The sequence below is a fragment of the Streptomyces sp. NPDC045778 genome (assembly GCF_056431945.1).
This window is the reverse complement of the sequence record NZ_JBWKJZ010000036.1, coordinates 82,877-90,386: the sequence shown is the minus strand read 5'-3', so window position 1 is coordinate 90,386 and position 7,510 is coordinate 82,877. Positions and strand designations below refer to the sequence as shown.

Below are 7,510 nucleotides of genomic sequence, written 5' to 3'. Positions count from 1 at the left end.
CCTCCCGTCACCGCGGGGCTCCCCCCCCCCCCCCCCCCCCCCCCCCCCCCGCGACCCCCCCCCCCCCCCCCCCCCCCCCCCCCCCCCCCCTCCGCCGTGCCGTACGCGGTGGCTACACGAAGAGGCTCACCACGGCCGCCACCGCGAAGCCCGCCACCGACAGGACCGACTCCAGGACCGTCCAGGTCTTCAGGGTGTCGCGCTCGGTGATGCCGAAGTACTTCGCCACGATCCAGAAGCCGCCGTCGTTGACGTGCGAGGCGAAGATCGAGCCCGCGGAGATGGCCATGATGACCAGGGCGGTGAAGGCGTGCGAGTAGTCGCCCTCGGCGAGCAGCGGGGCGACGATGCCCGCGGTGGTGACGATCGCGACGGTCGCCGAGCCCTGGGCCACGCGCAGGACCAGGGAGATGAGGTAGGCGAGGACGATGACGGGCAGGCCCACGTCGTTGAAGGTGTCGGCGAGGGCGTCGGCGACGCCGCTGCCCTTGAGGACGGCGCCGAAGACCCCGCCCGCGCCGACGACGAGCAGGATGTTGCCGACGGGCTTGAGGGAGGCCGTCGACACGGTCTCCAGGGACTTGCGGGACCAGCCGCGGCGGATGCCGAGCAGGTAGTACGCCATCAGGAGCGCGATCGTCAGGGCGACGAAGGGGTGGCCGAAGAACTCGATCACGCTGCGGGGTGTGGACGGGTCGAAGGCGATGGAGGAGAACGTCGCGAGCAGGATGAGAAGCAGCGGGGTGCCGATGATCAGGAAGACGGTGCTCAGCGCGACCGGCTCCTCCGTCGGCGTCAGGCCCTGCGCGCGCTGTTCCTCGGCGACGGCCGCCTTCGCCTCCTCGGAGGCCTCCAGCATGTCCTGCGGTACGGGGACGAAGATGCGCTTGCCGATCCAGGCGGAGTACACCCAGGCCGCGAGCACGGCCGGGACGCCGCAGACGACGCCCATGAGGATGACCCAGCCGAGGTCCACCTTCAGCAGCCCCGCCGCCGCCACCGGGCCCGGGTGCGGGGGCAGGAAGGCGTGCGTCATGGACAGGCCCGCGAGCAGCGGCAGGCAGTACAGGAGGATCGACTTGCCGCTGCGCTTGGCGGCGGCGTACACGATCGGCGCGAGGACGAAGATGCCGACGTCGAAGAAGACCGGGATGCCGAAGATGAGGCCCGTCAGGCCCATGGCCACCGGGGCGCGCTTCTCGCCGAAGAGGTTGAGCAGCCGCGAGGAGAGGACCTCGGCGCCGCCGGAGACCTCCAGGATGGCGCCGAGCATCGTGCCGAGGCCGATGATGATCGCCACATGGCCGAGGATGCCGCCCATGCCGGTCTCGATGAGCGAGGTCGCGCTCGACTTCTGGACCGTGCCGAAGAGTTCGGTGACCGAGAGGCCCGCGGCGAGTCCGACGGCTATGGAGACGGCGAGCAGCGCCACGAAGGGCTGGAGCCTGACCTTGATGATCAGGTAGAGGAGCAGCAGGATGCCGAGGGCCGCGACGGTCAGCAGTCCCGCCGTGCCGTCGATCAGGGCCATCAGGCCGCCGGTGTGCGGGATCTTCTCTGGTTCTTCGGCCGCGGCGAGCGCGGTGAGGGCTCCGGCGGAGCCCGAGGGGGCGAACGGGGACATCGTTGACCTCGTAAGTGCATGGGGCTTTCTGGGCAGGGGGGATCGCGGTGGGGCGCCCCGTGGGTGGCGGGCGCCTCACCGTGACGACAGGCGTGCGGTGGGGGGTGGCGACGCGGCGGGCGCGGGCGGGGATGGGCCCGCGACCGCGGCGTCGGAGTGATCAGCGCGGACTCGGCGGCGCTGGTGGGCTCGGCGGGTGCCGAGCGGGCTCAGCCGAGGACGGCGAGCGCGTCGATCTCGATGAGCAGGCCCTTGGGCAGGCCGACGTAGACCGTGGTGCGGGCGGAGGCGGGGGCCTTGAGGCCCTGCTCCTCGAAGTACTGGTTGTAGATCTCGTTCATCTCGGCGAAGTGGTCGACGTCCGTGAGGTAGACGCGCATCATCATCACGTCGTCCCAGGTGGCGCCGCCTTCTTCGAGGACGGCCTTGACGTTCGCGAAGGTCTGGAGGGTCTGCTCGCGCAGGGTGGGGCCCGCCGGGGTGGGCGCCTTGCCCTCCTCGGCGGGGAGGAAGCCGACCTGCCCGGCGACCTGGAGGATGTTGCCCTTCTTCACGCCGTGCGAGAACTTCGCGGGCGGGGTGGTGTGCGTGGAGGGCGTGATCGCGGTCTTCTGGGTGTTCTCGCTCATGAACTTGCTTCCTTGATAGGGGCCTTGCCGGAGTACTCCCGGCTGATCGCCTCCGCCGTGCGGCGCACCAGCGGGAGCAGGGTGAGGAGTTCCTCCGCCGTGACGACGACGTTCGGCGCGGACACCGACATGGCGGCGACGACGCGGCCGTCGGCGCCCCGGATGGGCGCGCCGACGCAGTTGATGGACTCCTCGTGGCCACCGAGGTCGGTGGCCCAGCCCTGTTCGCGCACCAGGGCCAGCTCCTTGAGGAAGGCGGCGGCGTTGGGCGTCGAACGGGACGTGTACGTGGGGTAGTCGAGCTTCTCGGCGATCACCCGGCGCTCGCTCTCGGGGAAGTCGGCGAGCAGGAGCTTGGCGACCGCGGCGACGGTGATGGCGACGGACTTGCCGATGCGCGAGTACATCCGTACCGGATAGCGGCTCTCGACCTTGTCGATGTAGACGACCTCGCCCTCCTCGTACACCGCGAGGTGGACCGTGTGGCCGCAGCGGTCGTTGAGCGCGAGGAGGTGGGGGTGGGCGATCTCGCGGACGTCGAGGTGCTCGACGGCCTCCTGGGCGAGCGCGAAGAGCCGCGCGCCCAGGCGGTAGCGCTGGTCGGACTGGCGGAAGACCAGGCCGTGTTCGTGCAGGGTGCGCAGCAGGCGCAGGGCCGTGGACTTGTGCACGCCCAGGCGGTCGGCGACCTGGCCCAGGTCGGCGGGGCCCTCGGCGAGCAGGGGCAGGATCGTCAGGGCTCGGTCGACGGTCTGGCTCATGGCGTACGTACCTCCTCGGCGGCCCCGGGGCGGCGCGGGTCCGCCGTCCAGCCGGGGCCAAGGCGCAGTGTCTCCCAGGCGGCGGGGTCCAGGGCGGCGAGCGCGTCGGCGTGCTCGCGCGCGGGGGGCGTGGCGAGGTCGCCCGGCACGGTGAGGGCGGCGGCGGCCATCAGGTGCCCGTGCCGAAGGCGCCGCTCGGGGCTGAGGCCGCGCAGCGTCCCGGACAGGTATCCGGCGGCGAAGGCGTCACCGGCGCCGACCGGGGCGACGACGTCGACGCGCAGGGCCGGGACGAAGGTGACGGTGTCGCGCCCGGTGTCGGGGTCGGTGACGAAGGCGGTGGCGCCGTCGGACCCCTGCTTGACGACGAGTTGGGCGGGTTCGGGCAGGGCGGCGCGCAGGGCCGCGGGGCCTCCGGTGAGCTGCCAGGCGGCCGCGGCCTCGTCGACGCCGACGAAGACGAGGTCGGCGCCGCGCGCCAGGTCGAGCAGGACGGCGGGGCTGCGGCCGCCCTCGGGCCACAGGCCGGGGCGGTGGTTGATGTCGAAGGAGACGAGCGAGCGGCGGCGGGCCGCGCGGTCGCACAGGCTGCGCACGAGCGCGAGGCAGTCGGCGGAGAGCGCGGCGGTGATGCCCGACAGGTGCAGGACGCGTCCGCACCACAGCGCGTCGGCGTCCATCGTCCGCGGCGACATGGCGGAGGCGGCGGATCCCGCCCGGTAGTAGACGACCTCGTGGGCTTCGGCGTCGCGGTCGTCGGCGGTGCGGAAGTAGATGCCGGTGGGCCTGCGCGGGTCGCGCCCGACGGCGGAGGTGTCGACTCCGTAGGCCCCGATGGCGTCGACGAGGTGGTCGCCGAAGCCGTCCGCGCCGACCCGGCTGACCCAGCGGGCGCGGTGCCCGGCGGCGGCGAGGGCGCAGGCCACGTTGGACTCGGCGCCGCCGATGCCCCGCTCGAAGGCGGGCACGTCGGCGAGCCGCCCCGGCCGCGTCGGCAGGAAGGTGACCATGGACTCCCCGAGCGTGACCACGTCGACGCCGGCGTCGGCGCCGTCCGCGGCACCGCCCTCCGCGCCGCCGTGCGCGCCTTCGCCGCCGCCGTCCGGGGCACCGGGCGCGGTCACGCCCTCGGGCACCTCGGCGGGCGCGGCCTCGGTCGCGTCTCGGTCTGCTCCGGTCACGCTCGTGTCAGCCCTTCATTCGTCGTTCGCCGCACGTTCGACGGCCGGGTGGGGGCACCGGATCAGCCGGTCCGAAGGGCCCGGGAGCCGGGCCGAACCCCGGTGCGAGGACCGGGCCCGGATCCGTTGACCCGGCGTTGGCTCGGATGTTAGACAGCAGTAAGCGACATACGCAATGAACGTTGCAGTATATGCAACGCATCTCTGAGGAGGCGCTCATGGCCGCCGACACTCCCGCCGGCACCCCCTCCGGCACGCCTTCCGGCACGCCCGTCGAACGCGACACGCCCGTCGAACCCGACACGTCGGCCGGACGCGGCACGTCGGCCGGACGCGGCACGCCCACCGAGCGAGGCGCCGCCGCCCTCGCCGGCCTGGCCGAGGAACGCGTCGACCACCGCTTCAAGGGACTGCCGCCCGACGCCGCGGGCCTCACCGTCGGCGAGTTGGCCGCCCAGCGCCGCAATCTGTTCACGGACGGCTTCACCACCCCCGTCCTCGCCCTCTCCGCCGAGCGCCTCGAGCACAACCTCGCGCTCATGGAGCAGTACGCGACCCGCCACGGCCTCGCCTTCGCCCCGCACGGCAAGACCTCCATGGCGCCGCGGCTCTTCCGGCGCCAGATCGAGCACGGCGCCTGGGGCATCACCGTCGCCGTGCCCCACCAGGTGCGCGTGGCGCGGGAGTTCGGCGTCCAGCGGATCTTCCTGGCCAACGAGCTGGTCGACGCCGCCGCCCTGCGCTGGCTCGCCCAGGAGCTGGCGCACGACCCCGGCTTCCGCTTCATGGCGTACGTCGACTCCGTACGCGGCGTCGAGCTGATGGACGCCGCGCTGCGCGACGCCGGGGCGGGGCGCCCCCTGGACGTGGTCGTCGAGCTGGCCGCGGGTGACGGCGCGCGCACCGGCGCCCGGACCGAGGCCGACTGCGCGGCCGTCGCCGACGCCGTGGCGGCCACCGCGACCCTGCGCCTCGTGGGGGTCGCCGGGTACGAGGGCGAGGTGCCGGACCCCTCGCCCGAGTCGGTGCGCGCCTATCTGCGGCGGCTCGTCGCGCTCGCGGCCGGCTTCGACGCGGCGGGGCGGTTCAAGGCGGGCGGCCTTGACGAGATCACCGTCAGCGCGGGCGGCTCCGCCTGGTTCGACGCGGTCGCCGACGTCTTCGCCGACATCCCCCGGCTCTCCCTGCCCGTCCTGAAGCTGCTGCGCTCCGGCGCCTACGTCTCCCACGACGACGGGCACTACCGCCACCTCACACCCTTCAACCGCGTGCCCGACGAAGGAGCGCTGCACCCCGCCTTCCGGCTGTGGGCCCAGGTCGTGTCGCGCCCTTCGCCGGAGCAGGCCTTCATCAACGCGGGCAAGCGCGACGCGGCGTACGACCTCGACCTGCCCGAGGCCCAGGTTGTCCGGCGGGACGGGGCGGAGCGGCCCGCGACCGGGGTCGAGGTGCACGCCCTGTCCGACCAGCACGGGTGGGTGCGGACCTCCGCCGAAGCCGACCTGGAGGTCGGCGACTGGCTCGGGCTCGGCCTCTCGCACCCCTGCACGTCCTTCGACAAGTGGCAGCTGATCCCTCTGGTCGAGGCGGACGGGACGGTCACGGACTACATCCGCACGTACTTCTGACCCTCCCGGGGGCCCCGGCAGGGCCCAGCCACCCACACCCACCAGAGAGGCACCCCATGGACCTGGTCATCCGCGGCGCGCACGTCGTCGACGGCTCCGGTGACGCCGCGTACACCGCCGACGTGGCGATCGAGGACGGACGGATCACGGAGATCCACCGCGAAGGGGACGCGGGCCCCCGTCCCACGGGGACCCGCGTCCTGGACGCCCAGGGCCTCGCCCTGGCCCCCGGCTTCATCGACATGCACGCCCACAGCGACCTCGCCCTGCTCCGCGACCCGGACCACAGCGCGAAGGCGGCCCAGGGCGTCACCCTGGAAGTCATCGGCCAGGACGGCCTGTCGTACGCACCGGTGGACGACCGCACGCTGGCCGAGGTCCGCCAGGCGATCACCGGCTGGAACGGCGACGGCAGCGACATCGACTTCGACTGGCGCTCGGTCGGCGAGTACCTGGACCGCCTGGACCACGCGCACGGCGGCCGGGGCATCCCGGTCAACGCCGCGTACCTCGTCCCGCAGGGCACGGTCCGGATGTACGCGATGGGCTGGGAGGACCGCGAGGCCACCCCCGCGGAACTGGAGCGGATGAAGGAGCTGGTCGCCCAGGGCATGGAGCAGGGCGCCGTCGGCATGTCGTCCGGGCTGACCTACACCCCCGGCATGTACGCCAAGGACGCCGAACTCACCGAGCTGTGCCGCGTCGTGGCCTCGTACGGCGGCTACTACTGTCCCCACCACCGCAGTTACGGCGCGGGCGCCCTGGAGGCGTACCGCGAGATGGTGGAGCTGACCCGGACCGCCGGCTGCCCGCTGCACCTCGCGCACGCCACCATGAACTTCGGCGTGAACAAGGGCAAGGCCCCGGACCTGCTCGCCCTCCTCGACGAGGCGCTCGACGACGGCGCCGACATCACGCTCGACACCTATCCGTACACGCCGGGCTGTACGACGCTCGTCGCGATGCTGCCGAGCTGGGCGAGCGAGGGCGGGCCCGAGGCGATCCTGTCCCGGCTCCAGGACGACGCGACCGCCGAGCGCATCCGCCACCACATGGAGGTCATCGGCTCCGACGGCTGCCACGGCGTGCCGATCGAGTGGGACACCATCGAGATCTCGGGCGTCTCCGACCCGGGCCTCGCGTCCTGCGTCGGCAAGACCGTCCAGCGCTCGGCCGACATGCGCGGCGAGGAGCCGTGGGTCACCGCCCGGCGGCTGCTGATCGACGACCGCCTCGGCTCGACGATCCTCCAGCACGTGGGGCACGAGGAGAACGTGCGGGCCATCATGCGGCACCCCGTGCACACCGGCGGCAGCGACGGCATCCTCCAGGGCTTCAAGCCGCACCCGCGCGCGTACGGCACGTTCCCGCAGTACCTCGGCAAGTACGTACGCGAGTTGGGGGTGCTGACCCTGGAGGAGTGCGTCGCGCACCTCACCTCGCGGGCCGCGGCACGCCTCCGCCTGCCCGACCGCGGGTCCGTACGCGAGGGCTACCGCGCCGACCTGGTCCTCTTCGACCCCCTGACGGTCGCGGCGGGGTCGACGTTCGACGCGCCGCGCACGCCGCCCGTGGGCATCCCGCACGTCCTGATCGACGGGAAGTTCGTGATCGAGGACGGGCGGCGCACGGACGTCGTCGCGGGACGCGCCGTGCGCCGCGCCGCCTAGCTCACGCGGTACGCGCC

The 7,510-nt window shown here is 73.2% G+C and carries 6 protein-coding genes; 2 read left to right on the top strand and 4 right to left on the bottom strand.

What is annotated here, in order from left to right:
• Positions 1 to 112 precede the first annotated feature (112 nt).
• The 4 genes from AC07GB_RS33650 to AC07GB_RS33635 all read right to left on the bottom strand — a co-directional run bounded on the left by AC07GB_RS33650 (position 113) and on the right by AC07GB_RS33635 (position 4,045).
• Entirely contained in the window at positions 113 to 1,531 is a 1,419-nt protein-coding gene (locus tag AC07GB_RS33650) for a GntP family permease (RefSeq protein ID WP_478852202.1), read from the bottom strand.
• Positions 1,532 to 1,833: 302 nt separating this feature from the next.
• The gene (locus tag AC07GB_RS33645; protein WP_030668394.1) at positions 1,834 to 2,253 is read right to left on the bottom strand and encodes a RidA family protein; all 420 of its coding nucleotides are present in this window, start codon (positions 2,251 to 2,253) and stop codon (positions 1,834 to 1,836) included.
• Positions 2,250 to 3,014, bottom strand: coding sequence for an IclR family transcriptional regulator (locus tag AC07GB_RS33640; RefSeq protein WP_478852190.1), 765 nt, complete (start codon positions 3,012 to 3,014; stop codon positions 2,250 to 2,252). The genes AC07GB_RS33645 and AC07GB_RS33640 overlap by 4 nt, the downstream gene beginning before the upstream one ends.
• Positions 3,011 to 4,045, bottom strand: a complete 1,035-nt coding sequence (locus tag AC07GB_RS33635; protein WP_478852200.1) for a sugar kinase — start codon at positions 4,043 to 4,045, stop codon at positions 3,011 to 3,013. Before AC07GB_RS33635 ends, AC07GB_RS33640 begins: the two co-directional genes overlap by 4 nt.
• A gap of 341 nt (positions 4,046 to 4,386) precedes the next feature.
• Between AC07GB_RS33635 and AC07GB_RS33630 the strand changes: the two genes are divergently transcribed.
• Both AC07GB_RS33630 and AC07GB_RS33625 read left to right on the top strand, forming a co-directional pair.
• Positions 4,387 to 5,823: an amino acid deaminase gene (locus tag AC07GB_RS33630; protein ID WP_478852188.1), complete on the top strand. Its 1,437-nt coding sequence runs from the start codon at positions 4,387 to 4,389 to the stop codon at positions 5,821 to 5,823.
• 56 nt (positions 5,824 to 5,879) lie between these two features.
• Positions 5,880 to 7,493, top strand: a complete 1,614-nt coding sequence (locus AC07GB_RS33625; RefSeq protein WP_478852186.1) for an N-acyl-D-amino-acid deacylase family protein — start codon at positions 5,880 to 5,882, stop codon at positions 7,491 to 7,493.
• Positions 7,494 to 7,510 lie beyond the last annotated feature (17 nt).